The organism is Aquibacillus koreensis (assembly GCF_025154055.1).
GTDB classification, from domain to species: Bacteria; Bacillota; Bacilli; order Bacillales; family Amphibacillaceae; genus Aquibacillus_C; species Aquibacillus_C koreensis.
The window spans coordinates 159,466-181,595 of the sequence record NZ_JAOALK010000031.1; the positions used below are offsets into that span (position 1 = coordinate 159,466).

General features: G+C 34.7%; 25 protein-coding genes and 3 pseudogenes. 19 read left to right on the forward strand and 9 right to left on the reverse strand.

Features of this window, described 5'->3' with window-relative positions; all coding sequences use genetic code 11:
* Positions 1 to 14 precede the first annotated feature (14 nt).
* From NYQ66_RS07930 to NYQ66_RS07965, 8 genes and pseudogenes are all read left to right on the forward strand, one after another.
* Positions 15 to 182 carry a hypothetical protein gene (locus tag NYQ66_RS07930; protein WP_259868663.1) on the forward strand — a complete coding sequence of 56 codons (168 nt, stop codon included), beginning with the start codon at positions 15 to 17 and terminating at the stop codon, positions 180 to 182.
* A gap of 47 nt (positions 183 to 229) precedes the next feature.
* Positions 230 to 703: an ArpU family phage packaging/lysis transcriptional regulator gene (locus NYQ66_RS07935; RefSeq protein ID WP_259868657.1), complete on the forward strand. Its 474-nt coding sequence runs from the start codon at positions 230 to 232 to the stop codon at positions 701 to 703.
* A gap of 3 nt (positions 704 to 706) precedes the next feature.
* A pseudogene (locus NYQ66_RS07940) lies at positions 707 to 1,263 on the forward strand (site-specific integrase).
* A gap of 179 nt (positions 1,264 to 1,442) precedes the next feature.
* Positions 1,443 to 1,766 carry a magnesium transporter CorA family protein gene (locus tag NYQ66_RS07945; protein ID WP_259868601.1) on the forward strand — a complete coding sequence of 108 codons (324 nt, stop codon included), beginning with the start codon at positions 1,443 to 1,445 and terminating at the stop codon, positions 1,764 to 1,766.
* Positions 1,767 to 1,843: 77 nt separating this feature from the next.
* Positions 1,844 to 3,130 (forward strand): PIN-like domain-containing protein, encoded by a 1,287-nt coding sequence (locus NYQ66_RS07950; RefSeq protein WP_259868603.1) that lies wholly within the window; start codon positions 1,844 to 1,846, stop codon positions 3,128 to 3,130.
* Positions 3,131 to 3,202: 72 nt separating this feature from the next.
* On the forward strand, positions 3,203 to 3,496 hold the full coding sequence (locus NYQ66_RS07955; protein WP_259868605.1) for an HNH endonuclease: 294 nt from the start codon (positions 3,203 to 3,205) through the stop codon (positions 3,494 to 3,496).
* Between the two features lie 104 nt (positions 3,497 to 3,600).
* Positions 3,601 to 3,777, forward strand: a complete 177-nt coding sequence (locus NYQ66_RS07960) for a hypothetical protein (protein ID WP_259868607.1) — start codon at positions 3,601 to 3,603, stop codon at positions 3,775 to 3,777.
* 529 nt (positions 3,778 to 4,306) lie between these two features.
* Positions 4,307 to 4,570, forward strand: coding sequence for a hypothetical protein (locus tag NYQ66_RS07965; RefSeq protein WP_259868610.1), 264 nt, complete (start codon positions 4,307 to 4,309; stop codon positions 4,568 to 4,570).
* Positions 4,571 to 4,612: 42 nt separating this feature from the next.
* Here the strand turns inward: NYQ66_RS07965 and NYQ66_RS07970 are convergent, their stop codons facing one another.
* Complete coding sequence (locus NYQ66_RS07970) at positions 4,613 to 5,401, reverse strand: hypothetical protein (RefSeq protein ID WP_259868611.1); 789 nt, start codon at positions 5,399 to 5,401, stop codon at positions 4,613 to 4,615.
* 140 nt (positions 5,402 to 5,541) lie between these two features.
* Between NYQ66_RS07970 and NYQ66_RS07975 the strand changes: the two genes are divergently transcribed.
* Positions 5,542 to 6,252, forward strand: a complete 711-nt coding sequence (locus NYQ66_RS07975) for a hypothetical protein (protein WP_259868613.1) — start codon at positions 5,542 to 5,544, stop codon at positions 6,250 to 6,252.
* A 238-nt stretch (positions 6,253 to 6,490) separates the two neighbouring features.
* Here NYQ66_RS07975 and NYQ66_RS07980 read toward each other — a convergent pair whose 3' ends face one another.
* Together NYQ66_RS07980 and NYQ66_RS07985 are read right to left on the reverse strand one after the other, a co-directional pair.
* Entirely contained in the window at positions 6,491 to 6,694 is a 204-nt protein-coding gene (locus tag NYQ66_RS07980; RefSeq protein ID WP_259868615.1) for a hypothetical protein, read from the reverse strand.
* A gap of 179 nt (positions 6,695 to 6,873) precedes the next feature.
* Positions 6,874 to 6,996: pseudogene (locus tag NYQ66_RS07985) on the reverse strand (IS3 family transposase); the annotation flags it as partial.
* A 6-nt stretch (positions 6,997 to 7,002) separates the two neighbouring features.
* Here NYQ66_RS07985 and NYQ66_RS07990 point away from each other — a divergent pair.
* Positions 7,003 to 7,119, forward strand: a pseudogene (locus NYQ66_RS07990) (M23 family metallopeptidase); the annotation flags it as partial.
* A gap of 90 nt (positions 7,120 to 7,209) precedes the next feature.
* Here NYQ66_RS07990 and NYQ66_RS07995 read toward each other — a convergent pair.
* Complete coding sequence (locus tag NYQ66_RS07995; RefSeq protein ID WP_259868616.1) at positions 7,210 to 7,785, reverse strand: thermonuclease family protein; 576 nt, start codon at positions 7,783 to 7,785, stop codon at positions 7,210 to 7,212.
* A gap of 226 nt (positions 7,786 to 8,011) precedes the next feature.
* Between NYQ66_RS07995 and NYQ66_RS08000 the strand changes: the two genes are divergently transcribed.
* Positions 8,012 to 8,431, forward strand: coding sequence for a hypothetical protein (locus NYQ66_RS08000; protein WP_259868617.1), 420 nt, complete (start codon positions 8,012 to 8,014; stop codon positions 8,429 to 8,431).
* A 45-nt stretch (positions 8,432 to 8,476) separates the two neighbouring features.
* Here the strand turns inward: NYQ66_RS08000 and NYQ66_RS08005 are convergent, their stop codons facing one another.
* From NYQ66_RS08005 to NYQ66_RS08015, 3 genes are read right to left on the reverse strand one after another with little or no spacing between them, the layout of a single operon-like run.
* A complete protein-coding gene (locus NYQ66_RS08005) occupies positions 8,477 to 9,661 on the reverse strand; it encodes a hypothetical protein (protein WP_259868618.1) in 1,185 nt (394 codons plus the stop codon).
* 12 nt (positions 9,662 to 9,673) lie between these two features.
* On the reverse strand, positions 9,674 to 10,867 hold the full coding sequence (locus tag NYQ66_RS08010) for a DUF58 domain-containing protein (RefSeq protein ID WP_259868619.1): 1,194 nt from the start codon (positions 10,865 to 10,867) through the stop codon (positions 9,674 to 9,676).
* Positions 10,864 to 11,817 (reverse strand): AAA family ATPase, encoded by a 954-nt coding sequence (locus NYQ66_RS08015; RefSeq protein ID WP_259868659.1) that lies wholly within the window; start codon positions 11,815 to 11,817, stop codon positions 10,864 to 10,866. The genes NYQ66_RS08010 and NYQ66_RS08015 overlap by 4 nt, the downstream gene beginning before the upstream one ends.
* Positions 11,818 to 12,113: 296 nt before the next feature.
* On the opposite strand from NYQ66_RS08015, the gene NYQ66_RS08020 reads away from it, so the two are divergent.
* Together NYQ66_RS08020 and NYQ66_RS08025 are read left to right on the forward strand one after the other, a co-directional pair.
* Positions 12,114 to 14,222 (forward strand): sensor domain-containing protein, encoded by a 2,109-nt coding sequence (locus NYQ66_RS08020; protein ID WP_259868620.1) that lies wholly within the window; start codon positions 12,114 to 12,116, stop codon positions 14,220 to 14,222.
* A 159-nt stretch (positions 14,223 to 14,381) separates the two neighbouring features.
* Positions 14,382 to 15,215 (forward strand): metallophosphoesterase, encoded by an 834-nt coding sequence (locus tag NYQ66_RS08025; protein WP_259868621.1) that lies wholly within the window; start codon positions 14,382 to 14,384, stop codon positions 15,213 to 15,215.
* A 34-nt stretch (positions 15,216 to 15,249) separates the two neighbouring features.
* Here NYQ66_RS08025 and NYQ66_RS08030 read toward each other — a convergent pair whose 3' ends face one another.
* Positions 15,250 to 15,867: an acetate uptake transporter gene (locus tag NYQ66_RS08030; protein ID WP_259868623.1), complete on the reverse strand. Its 618-nt coding sequence runs from the start codon at positions 15,865 to 15,867 to the stop codon at positions 15,250 to 15,252.
* A 199-nt stretch (positions 15,868 to 16,066) separates the two neighbouring features.
* Here NYQ66_RS08030 and NYQ66_RS08035 point away from each other — a divergent pair, with 199 nt between their 5' ends.
* The 5 genes from NYQ66_RS08035 to kynB all read left to right on the forward strand — a co-directional run bounded on the left by NYQ66_RS08035 (position 16,067) and on the right by kynB (position 20,137).
* Positions 16,067 to 16,360, forward strand: a complete 294-nt coding sequence (locus NYQ66_RS08035) for a DUF3892 domain-containing protein (RefSeq protein WP_259868625.1) — start codon at positions 16,067 to 16,069, stop codon at positions 16,358 to 16,360.
* 63 nt (positions 16,361 to 16,423) lie between these two features.
* Positions 16,424 to 16,621, forward strand: coding sequence for a hypothetical protein (locus NYQ66_RS08040; protein WP_259868626.1), 198 nt, complete (start codon positions 16,424 to 16,426; stop codon positions 16,619 to 16,621).
* 144 nt (positions 16,622 to 16,765) lie between these two features.
* Entirely contained in the window at positions 16,766 to 17,950 is a 1,185-nt protein-coding gene (locus NYQ66_RS08045) for an MFS transporter (protein WP_259868627.1), read from the forward strand.
* A 277-nt stretch (positions 17,951 to 18,227) separates the two neighbouring features.
* A complete protein-coding gene (kynU, locus tag NYQ66_RS08050; protein WP_259868629.1) occupies positions 18,228 to 19,505 on the forward strand; it encodes a kynureninase in 1,278 nt (425 codons plus the stop codon).
* Positions 19,502 to 20,137 carry an arylformamidase gene (gene kynB, locus NYQ66_RS08055; protein ID WP_259868630.1) on the forward strand — a complete coding sequence of 212 codons (636 nt, stop codon included), beginning with the start codon at positions 19,502 to 19,504 and terminating at the stop codon, positions 20,135 to 20,137. Before kynU ends, kynB begins: the two co-directional genes overlap by 4 nt.
* Before the next feature lie 36 nt (positions 20,138 to 20,173).
* On the opposite strand, the gene NYQ66_RS08060 is transcribed toward kynB, so the two are convergent.
* Positions 20,174 to 20,626 carry a hypothetical protein gene (locus NYQ66_RS08060; protein ID WP_259868631.1) on the reverse strand — a complete coding sequence of 151 codons (453 nt, stop codon included), beginning with the start codon at positions 20,624 to 20,626 and terminating at the stop codon, positions 20,174 to 20,176.
* Positions 20,627 to 20,884: 258 nt separating this feature from the next.
* On the opposite strand from NYQ66_RS08060, the gene NYQ66_RS08065 reads away from it, so the two are divergent.
* A complete protein-coding gene (locus NYQ66_RS08065; RefSeq protein WP_259868632.1) occupies positions 20,885 to 22,105 on the forward strand; it encodes an EAL domain-containing protein in 1,221 nt (406 codons plus the stop codon).
* Positions 22,106 to 22,130 lie beyond the last annotated feature (25 nt).

Here is a 22,130-nt window from a genome sequence, read left to right on the forward strand (position 1 = left end):
TGGGTGGATGATAAGTGAGCGAACAAATGAGGAAAGAACTAACTAAATGGTCTGAAAACAAGCACAAAAAGAAAAATAAGAAGAAGCGAGAGAACCTGTCAAAATCTGATTTAATAGAATTAATGGGTACCGATCGACCAATATACAAACGTGGTAAAGGCGGAGCATTAAAACAAAAATAAGAGGAGTTGGTTGTATATGTCTCAAATAACTTTTTAATTTACCAGAGATCGATAGAGAAGCGACTCGGAATGCAGTTGAGAAACTACTGGAGAGATACAATATGTATTTACTTATGGATCCAATAGATATGCAACCAAAGATCACCACTTCATTTACGATTACACCACCGACATTCACCAATCAATTCCATTCTAAAACTGAAAACTTAGTTGTAAATAAAATTGATAAAGAAAAGGAACGCCATGACTTCATAAGTAAGATTCAAAAAGCAGTAAACCGTCTAGCATACAATGAGCGATCAGTAATCATTAAAAGGTATATGGAGCCTGTTAATATCTATGATTACGAGGTTTATAATGATCTAGGTTTCAGTGAAAGAAAATATTATAGATTAAAAGGCCGAGCGTTCTATAAATTGGCTTTTATCCTAAGAGTAGAAGTTTATTTGTTTGGTGTTCCAACTGTGGAAACAAGAATAGTCAAAACAGTTTATGTGAAGTTTGTGAAGAGGAGGTACTAAGCAATGAATGTAGTGCAACCGATTAGGGACTTTGAAACACTAGAGGGAATGAAGAGAAGTTTAAAAACAAGTAATGAGCGAAACTATATTCTTTTTATGATGGGTTTGTACACGGCACTTCGAATATCCGATATTTTAAGAGTAAAAGTTTCTGATATAAAAATGATTATATAAACATCAAGGAAAAGAAAACATCCAAGTACAGAAGAATATATCTGCATCATGATCTAAAGAAAGCACTTAAGGGTTATGTCGCTAAGAAAGAACCTCATGAGTACCTTATAAAGAGTCGAGAAGGCGTCAACAAACCTATAACAAGAGCAATGGCTTATAACATACTAAATGAAGTTGCTAAAGAGTTTGGATTAGACTCCATTGGTACGCATTCATTGAGAAAGACATTTGGTTACTGGGCATATAAAGATACAAAGGACATAGCAGCACTACAGAAGCTATTCAATCATAGCTATCCAGAAGAAACATTACGATACATTGGTATTGAACAAGATGGTGTGGACCAACTATTGAAGAATGCATATCGAAGAGCAGGAGATTATTAGATGGTTCTGACGACCATCTTTTCTTTATAACCTTATTAATTAGCTTCAAAACAGGGGTGTCAAACTCATTTAATAGCAATTACTAAAACCATTGTCATATCTAGGCTTAAGTGCTATTGTTGAATTTGACAAACCCACTATTATATTAAACTCAATAACTAGTATTAGGGGTGATTTATTTGAAGATCCAGAAGGCTAAAGAATTGAATGTTGAACTACAAGAATATGTAAAAGCATATGAGTCATATCAACCTAAAGATGTGAAGGAGGAAGCAGTAAAGCTTTATGCAGAATTAGAAAATGTAAATATGGTTGCAAAAGAACTGAATGAAAAAGGGTATCGAAAAGATGGGAAGTTAGTAGCTGGTAAGGTGAGACAAATGAAGATAGAAAGTAATGATGTTACAGCTATGTTAGATAGCTCTTCCAATCCCGGAGACAGATTACATGAGATTGTTAAAAAAACATTAAGTAGAAACAGGAAGCGGAAAGGTATAAGTTAGGCAAGAATTAGCGAATGAATATTGTTAGGTTAGGGTAGTTTCTAAGATATGGAGAAATTATTTAAGGAGTGAATATCTTGAATACACAATTTGATACTTTTTTTGAATTAAGTAAAGAGGAGTATAAACAACTCTGGAAGGAATGTATATTTGTATTTGATGCGAATGTCTTATTAAACTTATATAGATATACTGAGTCCACTAGAAATCAGTTCTTAAAGACAATAAAAGAAGTAGAGGATAGAATTTGGATCCCGTTTCAAGTAGGTTTAGAATTCCAAAAAAACAGACTAACTGTAATTCAGGATCAGTTAGATTCATATGGTAAGATAACTAATACAATTCAAAAAAAATCTGCAGCTATGTTGTCAGAACTTGATGAGGAATTAAAAGATTACAAAAAAAGACACCCAAGTCTTGATTTGTCCAATATAAAAGAGCGAATTAATAGTACATTTCAGGACCTAATATCTGATATAAATAAAGCCGAAGAAGATCACCCAAACCTTATGCAAAATGATGTAATTTGGCATAAGATAAACAATTTATTTCAAGGTAAAGTGGGTGAGCCTTTTGATCAAGAAGACTTAGATGAAATATATAAGCATGGAGAAAAAAGGTATAGTTATAAGATACCTCCGGGTTATGAGGATTTGAAAGAAAAGAAAGGGAAAATAAAGTACTTTAATGGATTGTACATAAAAGAAGAATTTGGAGATTTAATACTTTGGAAGGAAATTCTTAAAAAGGCTAAGACTGAAAATAAACAGATCATTTTTGTTACAGATGATGAAAAAGAAGATTGGTGGGAGATAGTAAAGAGGAGAGTAACAATTGGACCTAGATTTGAATTAATTAATGAATTTAAATCGGAGGTTGGAACAACTTTCTATATGTATAAAACACATAGGTTCTTAGATTATGCAAAGGAATACTTGCAATCTGAAGTTGATATAAACGCTATTAAAGAGATAAAGAATTTCAGAGAATCACAATGGGATAAGTATTTAAGTGAATTAGATAGCACGGAAAAAGATGAGCTAATAAAAGAGCTAAAATATAACGATGAATTAAGTGAATATTTAAATGAATATATAAATGAAAATTTTACTCATGAAGAGCAGTTTGATATGTTATCAAATACTAGTAAGCGAATTCTAAAGAAACGCAATAAGTCACACTATAACCATGAATATAAAGTTGGCGATTTTGTAAAGCATAAAAATTGGGAAACAGGTGAAGTATTAGCTACGGCAATAAATCCTAATAATGGTTTACAAGAAATAACTGTTGAGTTTGATACAGTTGGTACAAAAAGACTTTTAGCTAAATATGCACCAATAGAAAAGTTGAACTATAAATGATGGCAGACTTATGGCAGAAAATGTGCAGAATAAATATATCTAGATAAGTTAGTATTTTAATAGGTGAAGAGTATGAAACCATATGCAAAACAATTCTATAAATCTAAAGCGTGGCGACAATGTCGTGACGCTTATTTTATTTGTCAACATGGATTGTGCGAGAGGTGTGGTGATCCAGGCTTGATTGTACACCATAAAGAATACATTACTCCATCCAACATTAACGACCTAGATATTACATTGAACCATGATAACTTAGATTTGCTTTGTCAAACATGTCTCAACCAAGAACATCATGGTGCAAAGCAATCTGTTGTTAGAGATGATGTAATGTTTGATGAACGTGGCAACCTAATTGCAAAGTAATGTGCTATAGTCCCCCCTAAAAATAATAAATTACGTGGTGCCTCGGGACCGAAGGGGACTTAACTTTAACGCACGAGTCGTTCCACATGAGGGGGCAATAAATTATGGCGAAATTGAGTAAGGTAAAACAAGATGAAAAAATTTCCGAAGAGATAGCACGAATTACTCAAATCTTTAAATCTATACCAGAAGATAAAAAGAAGGTAGCTAGTCGATTGATTGAAAGGGTAGCCTTCATGACTATCACTTTAGATACTCAACATATTATACAACGAAATTGAAATATCTAACGAGATCATTATTGGAGAAAATTATAAATTAAGTCCTTTATACAGTGAAATCTCAGTTTTTTGAAGGCGATAGCATATGTCACATATGTCATGGGACAAGTGCTAATGATGGATTAGACGAATGGGCTGGAAGAATAGGCAGAAATAATAATATGGATTGGGTGAACGCTGGAATAAGCGGTGGTACAGTGACTTATGTTGATGATACAAGGCACACAATTTCACGCTCAATAGGTGCTATTAGATCGGATGCAGAGTATATCATCCTTTAGGATTTCTATATTTCGTAGTCGTAGCAAACATAGAACATAAACAAGATTTAAAAAATGGGAATGAACCTAAAACAGAAGAAGAAAAAGATAGAGAGTGGTTAGATGACCAATGGAAGTAGTATTACTGTGCTTGAAGAAAATCCGTAACAAATATAGAGTGAACAGAAGCCGAATAAGAGGCTTATTTTGTTTAAGATGGGGTAAAATAGCGTAATTCTTGATTTTTGCTTAAGAAGGTGAAAACAGATATGAAAGTTTTCCGGATCAAAGCAACTAGTGTTGGTTATGGTGAAGATGAAGCTATGATAGTTGTTGCAGAATCTGAAAAACAAGTCTTAGAAATCGCTAATCAAAATCATTCATGGAAAGAATATGGAAGAAAAAATTTAGCAGGTAGAAAAACAGACTTTGTTACTAATAGAATGTTTTGGAATTTTAAAGATTGGCAGAAATCTTTGATAGTATATGAAATTAATCTTTCTAAGCCAAAGTCTTACAAGTATCTACATTAGGAGACTAAAAGGAGAACAGTTTTTCTTTGTTCTCCTTTTAGTTTATTCATATTCAATACTGCTGCCTTTAACAACACAGAAGTTATCTACATCACGGGAGATTGATACAGCATTTTGTAAATTAACTTGGTTGGTCGGTTTATACTTAACATTTAAGTTGAATTCCCTAATTAGTGAAAAAATCAACTCGTGTGCAATTTGTCTAACTATTGCAAAGTGTAAGTATTTATACGGAATGCCTTTTTGATAAGGATCTTGGTCTATAGGTTTGTTAGTTAAATAAAACATACTTTCAGTAGCCTTAGAAATCTTGTAATATTTTTCAACAACACCTTCATCAACATGGGTGCCACCATCTTGATTGGCCATGAACCATATCATTTCAAATCTTGTAAACGTCAAATGATCACTGACTATAATCTTTTTGTTCCACCATTCATCAAAGCCCATCCATCTGTTGCCTAGGTATTTTTTCGGTTTGAATATTGGTAGAAATATCGGTTCGCTTATAATCTTGTTTGTACTTTTGTCTTTTGTACGAATTACACACATGAAAACCATGCTTAGAAAATATACAGCGTTTTTTGGTAAAAAAGAAGTGTTGTAAAATTTCATTTTATTCTGCATATCCAAATGAGTTAACAAGCTTGTTGAAGCTCTTGTTTGATTAACTAAAGTTCGTATATAAGTAGCTAATTGTTTGGAGGCATTGAACTTTCCATTATCATATTTTTCGCAAGCTTCAACCATAAATTCGACTTGTTCTTTCAATATATCAATATAATCCGATTGTTCGCGTTTAATTCTTTCTTGTTTAGCTATTTTATCCACCTCCAATCTACAAATAATGCCAATTATATCGTATACATGGAGATTTTTGTTCTTTTAGAAGGGAAGTGACTCTGTCGCGATCAAAAATGAAGGACTCTCTCATACTTTGTTGAATTATATTCATAGAAGGAGGGAGTTTTTTGATTGTTAGTTTTATAATTTTAATTATTTTTTTGATTTCTGTGGGTTCAATGCAATATTATTTCTTTGAATTTGATTTGAATTTTTATGAAAGTATAGCTATAAACCTAATTAGTAGCGTTATTATGATATTTCCAACTGTGTTTATTTTAGAAAAGTTGATTAAAAGACATAATAAAAAGGTACTAGAAAAGAATGAAAAGAGTCAATATCTTAATACTTTAAGTACCAGGCATAATATATTAACCTCACAGTTAGAAATGATTTTCATCCATTTTGTTACTAAAAAACCTGCAGATATAAGGGATGAATATAGGGATATAAAATTAACTTTAAATAAATTAGATAATTATGTTGATGAAGATTTTTTAAGGAATGGCTATAAAATACATGTCGTTGATCCGAGTAATACATTTAATTTTCAAGAGATCAATTTATCTTATCAAAAATTTTGTAAATATGAGTTTAAGGACAAAACATTTAATATTATTGCGGACTATACTAGCAGGTATGTGGTATTTATTCCGAAAGCAGTATTGGAATCATTATTTAAAATAGAGGATACAATAAAAAATAATATTTTTACGGTCCCAGAAGATCATGGAAGTGATTTTGATATTAGTAAAGCGAAGTTTAATCCAAATCAATTTATCCAAGAAATAAGAACCATAGGTAATGAAATTGTAAAAATGAAGAAATATGAAGGTTAATGTTTTTAAAAGCTCACTATCCAATAGGCTATTACTTATGTATATTTATCCTGGAATATGTCAGTCATAAAAAAAGAAAACCCTTCGGACTTCGTCAAATCTGGGTTTGGACCCCGTGTAACGATTTGATAGTTTCCTGGCAGGTTATCTTATAGTTATTGCCAAAATTAAAATTAAATATACATACTTTATTAAAACGGATTAAGCTAGTAAAAATTAGGAGCCTTGGTTAAGGCTCCTATAACCAGTCTTTATCAATTATATCGATATTGTCTAGAAAATAAGAGACAATTTCTGAGAAAGAATATTTCGTGTCTCCTAAAACATAACCTATATTGCCACTATCATCTCTGTCATTACCTCTGTTGAAAACTGGTTTAACGTTATTGTTTTGGATTAAGGATTTTGCCAAGTCTATTGCAACTCTTTTATTATCGTCCATAATTAACACCTCCTATTAGAAGATATTTGGACTAGCTTAAATTTATGCGATTTTTATGTACCAAATGAGGTGTGTTTTTATGATAAAAAAGGAGAGGAAGGAATGGAAGAAGCTCTGTCATAAGTGAATGAAGAAATAAAGAGCCCACAGGTGGTTACCCCCAAAAGTTAGAGTTTTTATTATGCTGCAGATTGGCTGAATTGAGTTCGGTATTCTACTGGACTCAATCCAGCCAATTTTTCTTTTGATCGTTCATTGTTGTACCAGTTGATATATTCTTCAATCCGTCTTTTTAATTCTTCAAAGGGCAAACGTTATATGCACACATGCGAAAAGATTCTAGAGGTGTTCGTGTAGGTGACCAGGTAAAACAAAAGCAACAAATTGGTGTGATGGGCGATACAGGACATTCTTCTGGTCAACATTCCTATTGAATCCAGGTATAAATCCTAACAATTTACAAATCGGGCCTTGTCCCTATTTTTATAAGCAGAGGGAGCATCTGGTCCCAATGCCTAATCTTCAAACCCTCTTTCTGTAACATAGCCTTCCACACTCCATATGTTAAGCTGTTGTTCCTTTGCGCGATTCTGTGCCTTCATTAATCTGTCAAAATTCGTATAAGGTGGATCATAGATATAAGCTAATCGTGCGAATCCTTCTTCTAATAGCAGTTCGTTGAATAATTTATCCTCGACCCACAAATAAGCCAAAAGTCGATCATATTTGTCTCTTCTAGGACCATCATATTCGAGACGGACTTTTTGCCCTGTTAATTCATTTTCTGCAAAACTACTCGCTTCAGGACCATATTTTTGGACGGGGCGATCTTGTGCTTTTGTTTCTGGCGTGTCCACTAGTAATAAACGAACAGTTTCTTCCTTACCATCTATATTCACTTTCATTGTATCGCCATCGACTACTCGATTTACCTTTGCATCAACTAGCTCGGATTGCGTTGTTTCATTTTGTGCGGTCGTAGTGTTTTCCTCTTCAGGAACTGGACTCTTTTCGTTTGTTCCAAGTTGATTGGTCATACATCCACTTATAGAAATTCCAAATAGGATAGCGAAAAACAATTTTTTAAACATAATGATTGCCTCCAATTCTTCCTTGTTCATTGTAAGGTAAATGGCTAAGCAAGGGAAGAAAATCATTTAGAAGGAAAATAATTGAAATTATTTTTGAAAAGAAGCATGAATTAATTGTGATGTTACATACAATATGTAGTGATTGTTTAACGATTTTATGTTTGAGGTATGAATAGTCTATGAAAGTAACATACTATCAATAAAAGTGAGAGAAGGAAGTGTATCTATGAATATGGTGATGATAATCTATGGGGTAATTGTCCTAATAGCTTTTTTTGCGAGTTATAAATATGTAACGTATATGATGAACGAATCCGATATAAACCTAAGTACGAATGTATTTGTTTCGAGCATGATCAACTTGGCTGCCTTTACACTCATAGCGTTTAGTTGGTTTATATATCTTGGCACAGAAGGAATTTCTACATTTCTGAATGGACTGGAGATGGGCGCTTGGGTGTACTTAAGTAGCGAAGTAATCTTGATTGCTATTCTGCTATACAAATATAAGAAAGAAGAGATAACTACTGGTGCAACGGTATGCTGGGATTTTATTAGAACAAATAGTTTAAAAGCGTACGAAACAATGAAAACAGTAATGGAAAACCTCGCTCTTTTTATAAGAAAAAGAAAGCATAATAATTAAATGAGATAAGGTGCCTGAATCGTTGCGATCCAGAGCACTTTATCTTTATTGTTGTTCCATTTGGAATCTAATTTTTTTCATTTGTTCTTTGAATTGAGCTTCTTCTTCTTTTGAAATCTGTTTGTTTCCATATCTTACATTTTGATACAAATCGATTCCTTCTAACGGTAGTTGAAGTCGTTTAAACCAATCGGTGAGGCTTTCTCCCCGTTTTCTTCCACATCCTCGTTTGTGACTGAATTTCTCTAAATCAAAGATTTCTTTTCGAATCATATTGTTCGGTTTTTTTACCACGAAAGGAAATTTTGCTTTGTCTTGTGTTTGTAATGCTGGCAATTTAGATATTGTTGCATAGACATTTTTTTCTGTTGCAATTTCTCTGTGCATGATTTTCCGGAAGATGACGAATGAGGCGATTACAACCAAAATGATAAGGAAACTATTTAAGATCCAGTAGCTAATTTCTGTAATGTTCACTTCATTAGCCGTAGCTACTGGATTCATTTCATTTTGTTGAAATCTAGTAAGGTTCCCCTCCATATTGTCCTTAAGCTTACGTTGTTCATCCTCATAGGAAGACATATCAAGATGTATCCATTCGTCTAATAATAGAAAGGACCACGTTGTAATAGTCACAAGTATCTTGCCCAAGAATACATAGACCCATCTGATAAAATCAAAGAGTAACCATAGCAAGGTGCCTACAATAAACGGGCTAGATAAAAGAAACAAGATTGCTTTTTTATTGAATCTATTATTTTGATTCTCAATGAAGTAATTGCTAAATGTAGCCCCACCTACTAGAACAAAGAATTGTAATAAAACAAGAAAAATCACACCTGTATCATTAGAGAAAACTAAAATTCCCATTACGATCATGAATGTTAGGACAAATAGAATAATCTGATGATTATGATTGGCAATTTCTTGGTGTGCAATGTATCTCCAACAAAAAACGATGGCGACTAGTAGACTTATAAATAAAGGGTAATGTAATAGAAAATATGCACAACAGGCTATTAGAAAAGTTGTTATTACAATTGGACCAAACTTATTTGAATGTTTTCCTACTAGAGTGTAAGTCGTAATCGATCCAATCGTTAAACTCAAATAAAGGACCAAAGAGAAAGTCTCGTTTGCTAGAAAAAATAAAAGCAGGAGGATAAAATAAAACACGATCATCTCACTAAGCCATTGATAAATTCTAGTTATCAAAAGGTTTGCTTCCATCAGATTCTCCTCCTATAACCGTTTAATCCAATATAGATCTTCTGTATCTTGAATGGCAAAAACTTGTGTACCTTTTTTCTTCCATGCATGCAGATAGGAAAGATCGTGAACATTTACTTCGCCAATATAAATAATAGTTCTATGTTGGTGTATCTGTTTATTTAATTGATGTAACAATTTACGAAAGGAATAAAGTCTGTCACTCGATTTAACTCTAGCTAAGAGATTTAACAACCTTTTTAGATGGATTTTTCCTTCACCTTTGCTTGTCTTCATGTATCCAACTGAACCAGCTGATTCTATATTTATGTGTAATTCAAACGGTAGTCCTTGCTGGGTGGCTGTATAGCACAATTGTGTAGCAACAGAAAGGTAGTCTTCTAACTTTTTTGAAATATAGGCATTTCCAATTCTGCTAAACTCTTCTGTATTGATCACGATCGTCCAAGACATATCCCATTTACGTTCAAATGTTTTTGTTTGTAATTGCTGCATCTTTGCACTTGCTTTCCAATGAACGCTTTGAAGAGAATCAGACATGACATAATTTCTAGTACCAATGTTTTCGGACAAATCTTCAAAAGGGGAAATTGGTGCCCGATTATTCCCATAGTAATGAGTCATAATTTTTTCCAAACCGTGAACAGACTTCGCCTCAGGATAGACAACAAGTTCTGTGGCAGGCAATGTATGTAGTTGTAACGTAATATTTTCAAAACTGAACATATTAGGAAATGTGTAATATAAATGAGAGATCTTGGTTACCCCTCGTCGTTCGGCTTTAAAAGCACAAGTAACGACAACTTTACTAGTCCCAGGTATGGATAGTGGGAGGGATGTTATCGTTAAGTCATCTACTCCTTTTGTTTGTTTAAAATTCTGTTCCTTCACAGTTGCATTCGTAGCAAAAGTAAACCATCCATTTTGAATCGGAATTTTTGAATGGTTTTCGAACGTTAACGGAATTTCAATTTGATCCCCAGGACGCATTTGGAATACGCCTTTATCAGCATCCATGACTAGCTTCGTACCGACAAATCGATTAAATAAGATAGTCAATAATCCAAAAGCAAGGATAAAAGCGGCAAGCAAATATAATATTGATCGGTCAAACATGATACCGAAAACGATACAAATAATCCCAATATCTATAAGAAGTGCGGTTTGCTTTTTGGTAGAACTTTGCTCTTTCTGAAATAAAATCATTCTTTTACCTCTAGTTCAACAGGAACATCTACGGCTTTCACCAATTCTTGTACGACTTGTTTGGTTGTTTTTCTTAGCGCTGCTTCCATTGTAAGAACGAGGCGATGACCGAAAATATCCATCATTAGATTTTTTGCATCATCAGGAGTGATATACGATCTCCCTTTTATGAAAGCACGTGCCTGGCATGCGCGCATCCAACCAAGCACTGCCCGGGTACTTATTCCTACCTCAATATCAGCATGTTCTCTTGTTAATCTGGCTATGTGTAACATATAGTCCACAACTGTCTCTGTTACTTCTATTTCTTTCACTTTTTGCTTCAAGATTGCAATTGTTTCTAATGACAATTCCGTTTCCAAGTTATCTAATGGCTCCATGATACGATACGTCTCAAGGATGCTTTTTTCTTCTTCAAAAGATGGATAAGCCATTTCTAGTTTGAATAAAAATCGATCGAGTTGTGCTTCAGGTAATGGAAAGGTCCCGTGATTATTGTCAATTGGATTTTGTGTTGCAATCACGAAAAAAGGTTTTGGTAAGGTGATTGTTTCGCCATCAATAGTTGCTTGATGTTCCCCCATTGCTTCTAGCAAACTAGATTGTGTTTTTGGTGTTGCTCTATTTATTTCATCAGCTAGCAGAATGTTAGTAACTACTGGGCCAGTTTTTAATTCGAATTCTTGCTTTTTAGGATTGAACAATTGAATGCCTGTAACATCACTTGGCAATACATCAGGAGTAAATTGTATTCTGCTAAACTTGCCGTTAAGGATTTTAGCAAAACTCGTAGCTAGCTTTGTTTTTCCTGAGCCTGGAACACTTTCTAGTAAAACATGTCCATCTGATAACAAGGCAATAAATAATTTCTCAACGATCTCTTCTTTGCCTATAATCACTTTACCTATTTCTTTTATTGCAACTTCTACAGCCTTTATCGATTCATTCATCATCTTGTTGACTCCCCTAGCTAAAATTATATATTTTACATATTTTATCACAGAAGGGGTGGAGAGTGCCTAGTTTAATCACTGTATTAGAGGGAATTAATATAGGTATATTTTAGTAAAAAAGGAACCAAGATAGGTAATAATTGTTCGCCAAAATGTAAAAAAGGCAGGCGGTCGTAATTAGTCAATCAGAATATAAGTTAAAACCACTATCCATTATCATCATCTTTCTCGTTTTCTTATTTGAAGTTTTAAGCTTCATTTTCGTATTACAATACCTTGATAACCATACTTTTATGGTTGTGGTACACAGTTTATTAATTCTCAGTACACTTTTCTTACTTATCATCTTATATAAAGAATTAATTAAGTCGAAAAAAGAACCTAGTGATCCTGACGATCATTTAAATAACATCTTTGACTCTTTGGATGTAGCGATATGGTCTCATAACTTAAAATCAGATGTTTTATTAATAACACCTGGCATTGAAAAACTTTATGGCTACAAGCAAGAGCAGTTCTATCAGGATACATTACTATGGAGAAGAGTAATACATCCCGATGATTTATACGTACTAAGAGAAAGAGAAAATAGCTTTAAATTAGGCAAGCCTTGGACAAGTGTGTATCGTATTAATCGTCCGGATGGAGAGGTTCGTTGGATTCAAGACAAGGGCTTTCCGACGTTAGATAAGCATGGTGCACTCGTTTACTTTGCAAGTGTGCTATTTGATATAACAGATCGAAAGGAAAGTGAGGACCTTTATCGAGGACTAGTTGAATTATCCCCTGATGTCATTGCTGTTATTTATAATGGTAATTTTGTATATATCAATGAATCAGGTGTTAAGATGTTAGGTGCAAAGAATCAAAAGGAACTTCTAAATAAGTCGGTAACTATGTTTTTATCTAACGATGAATATACTAAGATTCAGAACCAATTGAAGGATTGTGTGAAGAATGAAAAATCAATGTCACTTCGGATCGAATTATCGATAACAAGATTAAATGGAGTGCCCATGGATTTGGAATTATCGATCATGCCGAACTTATACGGGGGGCGGAAGGCATTTCAATTAATTGGTAGAGATATCACTGAGCGCAAAAGATCTGAAAAAGTCATTCATCAAATGGCGTATTACGATAGTTTAACAGGAGTTTCGAATAGGAATGGATTAAAGCAGAAATTGGATGAGCTAATCAACTATCGTTCAAGTGTTACTTTTGGTGTGTTTTTTTTGGATTTGGATCGTTTTAAACTTATTAATGATACGAGAGGACATTCAACAGGAGATTTACTCTTAAAAGCAGTAGCAAGACAATTAACAATGATTGTACAACATGACGGACAAGTTTTTAGACAAGGCGGAGATGAATTTATCATACTTCTTGAAGGAAAAAGTAAAAAAGAAGTACGAGCTTTTGCAAAGCAAATCTTGCATGTATTCTCTATCCCAATAGAGATCGAGAAACAAGAGTTCTATATTACACCGAGTATAGGTATAAGTATGTATCCAGAGGACGGAAAAGAGCAAGAAAGTTTATTAAGAAGAGCAGATGCTGCCATGTATAATGCAAAAGCACAAGGTAAAAACACGTTTCAATTTTACTACGCTGAACTTGATAAAGGTACATCTAGAAAGATGGAACTAGATAACGCTTTAAGAAAAGCGATTGAATTAAATCAACTATTTCTTTGTTACCAACCTAAAATTCACTTAGAGACGGGTGAGGTGTTAGGAGTGGAAGCATTACTTCGTTGGGACCACCCTTCATTAGGATTAATTTATCCAGATGAGTTTATTTCACTCGCAGAGGAAACAGGATTAATTGTGCCAATTGGTCAGTGGGTAATCCAAAGGGCTTTGGAGCAGAGTAAGGATTGGGAAGAAAAAGGCCTAGGTAAGATTAATGTAGCAGTAAATATATCTGTAAGACAGATGCAAGACGATTCCTTTGTTAACACAGTAGAGCAAATTGTTGAAGATGTAGGAATGGAACCCTCTCGACTTGAGCTTGAAATAACCGAGAGTATTATGCAGGACCCAGAGAGGTCTGTAGCTATATTGCACAAATTAAAGGCTCTAAACATCATGTTAGCGATCGATGACTTTGGCACGGGCTACTCATCCTTAAGTAAGCTTCGATATTTACCTATTGATCACATTAAAATAGATAAATCATTTGTCGATGATATACCTGACTTTACGGAAAGAGGATCGATTGTAAAGGCTATAATTGAAATGGGCAAAAGCTTAAACTTTACCATCATTGCAGAAGGTATAGAAAAGGAAGAGCAAATTGCATTTTTAGTTGAAAATTCATGCATTATTGGACAAGGGTATCACCTAAGTGTACCGTTGACTGCAGAGCAAATAGAGCTCTTCTTGAAAAAACAAATGTAGATTCATTGTGAGTGTTGAATAGGAAAAAACTTGTCGTATCTCTTATGAAATGGAGATACGACTTTTCATCGGGACTATAAATTTGTCATATTGTCATGGATAATGATATAAAATGGAGGAAGACTAATGTTTTCATAAGATGTGATTCGGAGGATTGTCATGAGAAAAACACTGCTTATATGTATTTCTTTTTTCTTGATGGTGACTGCTATCTTTAGAAAAGTGTATAAGGATACCAATCGATTTAAAGTGAACAATGTGGAGTTTGTTACGAACAAAATTCCTGTTGGCTCAAACTTTACTATTTTGCAACTAACAGATATACATAATAAAGTATTTGGAGAAAACAATGAAGAACTAATAGCTACCATTAAAAGTAGGGATGCAGATATTATTGTTATCACCGGAGATCTAATAGACAGATTGACGGAAGAATTCGATCATGCTTTTCATTTGATAGAAAAACTCGTGGCGATCAATGAAAAGGTATATTATGTATCTGGTAATCATGAGTGTGATCACCCTCATAAAGAATTGTTCTTTGCTGGTTTAAAAGAACGAAAAGTAACGATTTTGGACAATACGAATGAGCTAGTAAACATTAATGGTGTGACGTTTCAATTAGTAGGAGTAGCTAATGCTTCAACAGGACATCATCAGTTATCCCGCGCTTTAGCAAATATAAAAAATGATTATTACACGGTTTTATTGTCTCATGCCCCAAATATCATTGATGAGTACCACGATGCAAGTGTAGATTTAACTTTATGTGGGCACACACATGGTGGGCAGATAAGGCTTCCATTAGTTGGTGCCATTGTCGGACCAGATAACACATTTTTTCCGAAATTAGACAAAGGCACGTTTGAATTAGATCCTAACCAATATTTATACATTGATAGTGGGTTAGGAACTACGGCAAGACCAATTCGTTTTATGAATCAGAGTCAATTTAGTTTTATAACGGTTAAGCATGAAAGAGAAAAAGGATAGATAAGGGCTTTGACCTCTTATCTATCCTTTTCTTTTATTTGAAAATACCAAATGGTTTTCCAACAGGCAATGTTACTTTTCCGAAGTGTGTATTTAGTACACTTGCAGCAGAACCATAGAAACTAAAAATAGCAATTAAAAGTTCAGAGATAGCTGCTAATAAATGCATTGCTTCCGTTGCGATCCCTAAAGTCGATAGGGAAAGACCTATAAATAGAAAGTCAATAAGCACAAAAATGATAAATAACACTTTACTTGTTTCCATCGCTCCAACAGTCATAAACATACTAAAGATTAAATAACCAATAAATGCAACACCTAGCTGCTTAGTATCGACAGCTGCAGCTGCAGCTTCACCAAATACCCCATATTGAATTAACCAGGATGTACCTACACCTAGCCAAAACAACCCGAATGCACCAAAGGCGGTTGTACCAAAAGTGTTATTGTGTTTAGCGTCTTGAAGACTAGCGATTAATTGTGCAATTCCTCCAAGAAAAATAGCCCATGGTAACACAAATGATACTTCGTTTGTCCATCCTAATTTTGAAGAAGATGCGACAAGTGTAACCATTGCTAAACCAAATAATCCTAAAGCAGAAGGATCTGCTGTGATGATTTGGACACGTTGAATTTGTTGTGATTGATTCATGATGTTACCTCCTATTAAACATACTTGTCTAATTTACAGAAAAAGCACGTGGTTGGCAATAGAAATTTTTAGTGATTGAAGAATTATTTTATTATTTAGGATGTTCGTTCAAAGAAATGTCATACAAGCTACTTGATCGACATGGTACATAAATACAAACCTTTCCGAACATATTAAACATATGTTCGGAGGTGATCGTTTGGATAACAAGGAGTTTGAACGCATTTATGATCAATACAAAAACCAAGGAGAAGAGCAAGGTACTGAACAAGGAAAAGAAGAAATCGTAGCTGTTCGAAAAAATGATGATGGAGATCTCATTGCATTTAAAACAGAATCGGGTAGAGAGTTGGATTATTTGACTGCTCTTGATGAAGCAAAGGCAGGTAAACTTGCACATGTGGATGTGTTTCATAAATACGGTAGAGATATCATTCGTAGTGAGCCAGACGGAATCAAAGATAATAACTTAGATCAATTGAATACGTTTTAATAGCCAACTGTAAGTAAACGGAAATAAATGTAAGAATATCTTACGATAAAGGGTGTGTGCGACATGAATCAAGAAGTAAAAGTAGTGGAAGAACTTCAAAAAATGATGACAACAAACGAGGTACCAGTATCTGTTCAGGAAGATATTAATGAATTATGTCAAAAGTTTTCACAAGGTACTGCTTCTCTTAATGAGTTACAACATGGTGATCCATTTATAGAAGAGGTAGTACAAAAAGCAATTAAACGAATCGAACCCTAATACTAGACAGAAGGGCAGGTGAACTTGTTCTCTGTCCTTTTTTCTGTTTTCTCCGGCTAGAAACTTGGTGTATAATGCTTAAATAGTGCAAGCATTTATTTTACATACAAATGGGACTTGATTGGCTGTCCCAAAGGAGTCAACATGAAAAATCGTACAATTTCTTCTCACAATATTCGTGTTATGTTTTGGATAACTTTTTTTGGAACAATTAACTTTATCGCACCTGTATTGACGCTTTTTTATATGGAACGAGGCTTAGAAGCTTCACATATTCTTATGTTGCAGTTGTTTTGGAGTGGTGCTGTCCTAATCGGAGAGGTTCCGGGAGGTGTTGTAGCCGATCGATTTGGGGCAAAAATATCTTTTGTCATTGGAGTAATTGTAAAAATTGTCAGCATTATTATTCTCATCTTCGCTTATGATCCGTGGCTATTCTTCCTATTTAGTGCCTTAAATGGTTTCTCTGTCACGTTCTTTTCTGGAGCGGATGAAGCATTAGTCTATGAATCACTTAAAGAAGACAATGATCACCATCGAATGGACCGAGCAATGGGAAAAATTCAATCTGCTAGTTTTGTTTCTATGATTCTAGCGGTTCTTTTTGGAGCATACTTTGCCCAGGATTTAAGAGATGAGCAATTTGTTATGTTACTTGGACTTGCGGTAATCTTTCATCTTGTTGAACTCATTCTAATCTTTTTTGTGAAAAGTCCATCTAACATTAGTCTGTATCGGGAAAATCCATTTAAACAAGTATTGACTGGTGTCAAAGCTATTCGAAAAGCACCGACTCTGCTACTATTATTTATCAATTTCACCCTTGTTTTTATTCCCGCAGATTCCGTGTATGAGGCATTTAACCAACCGATTTTTACAAACGCTGGGTTACCCGTAGTTATGATCGGTGTAGTCTACTCGCTAGCAGCTATTTGTGGTTATATAGCTTCACAATCAGTAGGACGCTTAACAAGTAGATTTTCTAGAAAAGGATTAATGTTTGTAACAGGAATTTTATCCTTTATAGGGTTGCTATTATCTGCTTTGTACGGGGAGTCATTGTGGCTTGTATTAGGCGCGTTTTTTGTCTTAAGAATTGGACAAACGATCCGGCGTCCAATCTATTCGCAGTTAAAAAACGATTTAATTCCATCAGAAGTTCGTGCTACTACGATCTCATTGATTGCAGTACTAGATTCTACTTTTGATCTTATTGTTTTCGGGTTTCTGTCATTGATTGCGTTTAATGGGTTAACTAGTATCTTACTAGCAAGTAGTCTAATAGCATTAGTAGGCACACTTACACCTATTCAAATGAAAAAGAAATAAGTCTAAAAACTAAAAGTATAGGCTTCATACCTATCCTAATTAATAGTAGGGACATGTTTGCCTGTCCCTAAGTCCTATTTTCACAAAGTTGATATATATGTCATACTTTTTTCGTACTTGTAGTTAAGATAATACTAATTAGTATGTGTGGGAGTTGAGTTTGTTAAAAACTTAACTCCTTTTTTATTTAGCTAAAAGCTACAAATAGATAAATAGCTGTCCTTCCGCTACAATAAAAGGATAAGATTTTAACTGTGACAATTTTGAGGTGATCAAGGTGACAAATATTTATTCGCATAACTATGCGAAAGAATTAGATGAACAGGATGAACTAAAAGTTTTTAGAAATGAATTCTACATAAATCCAGATAAAATATACTTAGATGGTAACTCATTAGGACTGCTTTCTAAACAGGCTGAAAAAGCGGTTTATACGATTATGGAAGCTTGGAAAAGTGTTGCAATTGATGGGTGGACCCAAGGTAACCAGCCATGGTTCCATCTGTCTGAACATATCGGTGAGAAAATGGCTCCTCTAGTAGGTGCTAATTCAGATGAAGTAATTGCTACAGGTTCTACCACAACAAATCTACATCAATTGGTTGCGTCTTTTTATAAACCAGAAGAAAGTAGGACAAAAATTTTGGCGGATGCATTAAACTTTCCTTCCGATATTTATGCTCTGAAAAGTCAATTGCAATTGAGAGGGTATGATACCAAAAAACACTTAGTCCAAGTAGAAAGTGATAACGGTCATGTATTAAAGGAGGAAGATATCATTGCTGCTATGACCGAAGAAGTAGCACTGATAGTCCTACCGAGTGTCTTATACCGTAGCGGTCAGATTTTGGATATGGAAAAATTAACAGTTGAAGCACATGCAAGAGGCATAATGATTGGTTTTGACTTGTGTCATTCCATTGGAGCGATTCCACATGCTTTACATGACTGGGGAGTTGACTTTGCATTTTGGTGTAATTATAAACATCTAAATGGTGGACCTGGAAGTGTGGGAGGATTGTTTGTACACAAAAAACATTTTGGCGAACAACCAGGTTTAGCAGGTTGGTTTAGTTCTGAGAAAGAAAAGCAGTTTGATATGGACCATGATTTAACACCTGCCCCGCATGCGGGTGCATATCAGATAGGTACGCCACATGTGTTAAGTGCTGCACCGTTACTTGGTTCATTAGATTTATTTGAAGAAGCGGGTATTACAAAAATAAGAGAAAAATCAGTAGCATTAACCAGTTATTTGCTACAACTATTAGATCATGAGCTAAGTGGTTATGGCTTTATCGTTAGAAGTCCTAAATTAGCTAAGAATCGTGGTGCACACGTCTTCATTGAACATCAAGAAGCTGCACGCATTTGTAAAGCATTAAAAGCATCCGGAGTTGTTCCAGATTTTCGAGCTCCAAATGGAATTAGGTTAGCACCTGTTTCTCTATATAATAGCTTCTCAGACGTATGGCATACAGTACAAAATCTAAAGAAAATTATGGATGAAAAAACATATAAAAACTACTCGAATAAGCGTGGTGTAGTAGCATGACCAACTGGATCGATATCTCGCAACCTTTAACAAATGAGATTGCCCACTGGCCGGAGGATACCCCGTTCTCATATCAATTGACATACACCAAGCAACAAACGGGTTCTGTTAATATTGGTCAAATATTAACTAGTGTGCATACGGGGACACATGTAGATGCACCATTTCATTTTGATGATCAAGGGGAGAAAATACTTGATCTTGATGTCAGTATTTATATTGGCAGAGCAAAAGTAATCGATGTTTCAAGTGTGAATGTTATTAATCGGGATGTATTAAACGGTTTTCACCTAAATGGTGTAGAGCGACTGTTACTTCGCACATCATTGTCAAGTAGTCCAAATCAATTTCCGAAGTCTATCCCAATTTTAGATCCAGATGTAGCACCATATTTAGCAGCAATAGGTATCCGACTTCTTGGAGTGAACATGCCATCGGTAGATCCATTAGATAGTAAGGAATTGCCTACACATCATGCGTTGCATCAAAACGGCATTTATATATTGGAGAATGTGATACTAGATGCGATAAAAGAGGGTGACTATTTTTTGAGTGCCCTCCCTCTTGCTTTGGAAGAGAGTGATGGTAGCCCTGTTCGAGCGGTTATTAGAAAGATAGAAGAAGAAAAATAACCAGCCTCAAGTATAGGGGAGGCTGGGCTTATCATGCTAATTTTGTTTTTTGTCACTCTGGTTACTAGGTGTAACGGTAGCGTTATGATAATTTTTTTGATTATCCGGTTGGGCTTGATTTTTGGCCTGTTTGGCTTCTCGAGGAGCTTTATTATTGGTAAGTTTTCCAATTAGCTTATCCGGTTGAGCTCGATTTTTTCCCTGTTTAGCTATTGGAGAAGTTTTATTGTTAGTAAGCTTACTAATTAATTTAGAGGGCTTAATCTGACTATATACACCGCTTGCCGTGACACCAATGATACAAGCCGTCAGAACCTTAGTAAGAATCCATGAAGGTAAAAAAACGAAAACAATGGCGAGCCCAATTGCTATTAGTGATCTATATTTTTTCGGAAGATTAAATGCATCACCGGTTACAGCAACGACTGCTGCAACGATAGCGGATAGTGTTGCAAGACTAGTTGGGTCTAATTGGTCCATGTTAATCATAGAATCCCCTCTCTCATTTTTTATAATTATTTTATGTAGAAAGTAAAGAAGATGGAAGCTAATGGAGGGCCTAACTTTTACGTGCTTTCGAAAGAAGTCTTCCTTTGGTTGTGTTACTCTGGTTAATCATCTACACGAAATGTATAATTAAAGTAGTGAATTCAGTAAAAAATTGAAGAAAAGGGAAATAGATGGAGGAGATGTTATCTATTCCTATCGACTTTTAAAAGGTTATTTGTACATGAGGGAGGGAGAGATATGGGATTGGACCCGTTAGATATAGTTGGCAACCTACATAAAGTAAAACCTGTATATCAGCCAATTGTTAGTGCGATTAGGCACAACATTGCGGGTTATGAAGTGTTAGGACAGTTTCAACATGGGGATGAATGGATAAGTCTAGGCAACTTTTTTCATGATGAGGATGTTCCAGACGAGTTTAAGGTTGAGGTTGACCAACATCTTTTAGAAATAGCAATTACAGAAATGCTAGAGAAAAATCATGATGGCTTTTTGTGTATCAACCGGACAGCGAAGCAATTAATGGTGAATGATGGGGAAGATTTATTACAAACACTAATCCTGTTTGAACAAAAAGGTTTTGCCATGAATAGAACAGTGATAGAAGTAACAGAACACGATTTTGATGAAGATTTTGAAATGTTAAATCATTTGTTATTGTATTATAAAACCTATGGCATTCAAATTGCTGTTGACCGTGTAGGTGCAAAGAGTTCGAATATAGATAGAATTAGACAATTAAGGCCACATATTCTTAAGATCGATACTAGGATTATTCGTAATCAGAAGTCTGATGGATTTCAAGATATTATGTACTCCTTATCGATGCTTGCTCGTCGAATCGGTGCTGCGTTATTATTTGAGTACATTGAAGATGACTTTCAACTGCATTTTGCGTGGAAAAATGGAGGGCGTTACTATCAAGGGTACTATCTGGCAAAGCCAGAGCCATATATAAATGGAAGTCACCTACTTTCCGTTAATTTGAGTGAAAAAGTTGCAGACTATATTCAACGTGAGAAGTCTTTGGTAGAGGAAAGGCTAAAACATGTTCTCAACTGGGAGAGTAAGGTGAGGGGTCTTCTTCCTCAGTGGGAAGGTCCTAAGAAGATTGATGCTTTTATTGAATATGTCACAAGTGAGTTTGACCATGAAAGTTTTCGGATGTATGTTTGTAATAGCGATGGCCAACAGGTTTCTTCTAACTTCCGTAAACGTGAGGGAACTTGGGAAGTAGAAACGGACAAAATAGGTTCCAATTGGGCATTCCGTCCATATTTTCTAGAAAATATGGTGCAAATGAAAACATGGAGTAGAGGTATTTTGTCAGATATCTATTCAGATATTGAAACCAGAGAAATGATTCGTACCTTTAGCTTTCCCTTAACACCGCAACATTTTTTATTTATTGATATTCGTTACTCCTATATTTATGAAAACGAATGTTTACTTATATGATTGAAAAAACACCTCATGACGAGGT

Bases quoted from the DNA above. Each gene is read 5' to 3' on its own strand.
- NYQ66_RS07955 (WP_259868605.1), top strand. From the start codon at position 3,203: ATGAAACCATATGCAAAACAATTCTATAAATCTAAAGCGTGGCGACAA.
- NYQ66_RS07960 (WP_259868607.1), top strand. From the start codon at position 3,601: ATGGCGAAATTGAGTAAGGTAAAACAAGATGAAAAAATTTCCGAAGAG.
- NYQ66_RS07965 (WP_259868610.1), top strand. From the start codon at position 4,307: ATGAAAGTTTTCCGGATCAAAGCAACTAGTGTTGGTTATGGTGAAGAT.
- NYQ66_RS07980 (WP_259868615.1), bottom strand. From the start codon at position 6,694: ATGGACGATAATAAAAGAGTTGCAATAGACTTGGCAAAATCCTTAATC.
- NYQ66_RS07995 (WP_259868616.1), bottom strand. From the start codon at position 7,785: ATGTTTAAAAAATTGTTTTTCGCTATCCTATTTGGAATTTCTATAAGT.
- NYQ66_RS08000 (WP_259868617.1), top strand. From the start codon at position 8,012: ATGAATATGGTGATGATAATCTATGGGGTAATTGTCCTAATAGCTTTT.
- NYQ66_RS08005 (WP_259868618.1), bottom strand. From the start codon at position 9,661: ATGGAAGCAAACCTTTTGATAACTAGAATTTATCAATGGCTTAGTGAG.
- NYQ66_RS08010 (WP_259868619.1), bottom strand. From the start codon at position 10,867: ATGATTTTATTTCAGAAAGAGCAAAGTTCTACCAAAAAGCAAACCGCA.
- NYQ66_RS08015 (WP_259868659.1), bottom strand. From the start codon at position 11,817: ATGAATGAATCGATAAAGGCTGTAGAAGTTGCAATAAAAGAAATAGGT.
- NYQ66_RS08020 (WP_259868620.1), top strand. From the start codon at position 12,114: ATGGTTGTGGTACACAGTTTATTAATTCTCAGTACACTTTTCTTACTT.
- NYQ66_RS08025 (WP_259868621.1), top strand. From the start codon at position 14,382: ATGAGAAAAACACTGCTTATATGTATTTCTTTTTTCTTGATGGTGACT.
- NYQ66_RS08030 (WP_259868623.1), bottom strand. From the start codon at position 15,867: ATGAATCAATCACAACAAATTCAACGTGTCCAAATCATCACAGCAGAT.
- NYQ66_RS08040 (WP_259868626.1), top strand. From the start codon at position 16,424: ATGAATCAAGAAGTAAAAGTAGTGGAAGAACTTCAAAAAATGATGACA.
- NYQ66_RS08045 (WP_259868627.1), top strand. From the start codon at position 16,766: ATGAAAAATCGTACAATTTCTTCTCACAATATTCGTGTTATGTTTTGG.
- kynB (WP_259868630.1), top strand. From the start codon at position 19,502: ATGACCAACTGGATCGATATCTCGCAACCTTTAACAAATGAGATTGCC.
- NYQ66_RS08060 (WP_259868631.1), bottom strand. From the start codon at position 20,626: ATGATTAACATGGACCAATTAGACCCAACTAGTCTTGCAACACTATCC.
- NYQ66_RS08065 (WP_259868632.1), top strand. From the start codon at position 20,885: ATGGGATTGGACCCGTTAGATATAGTTGGCAACCTACATAAAGTAAAA.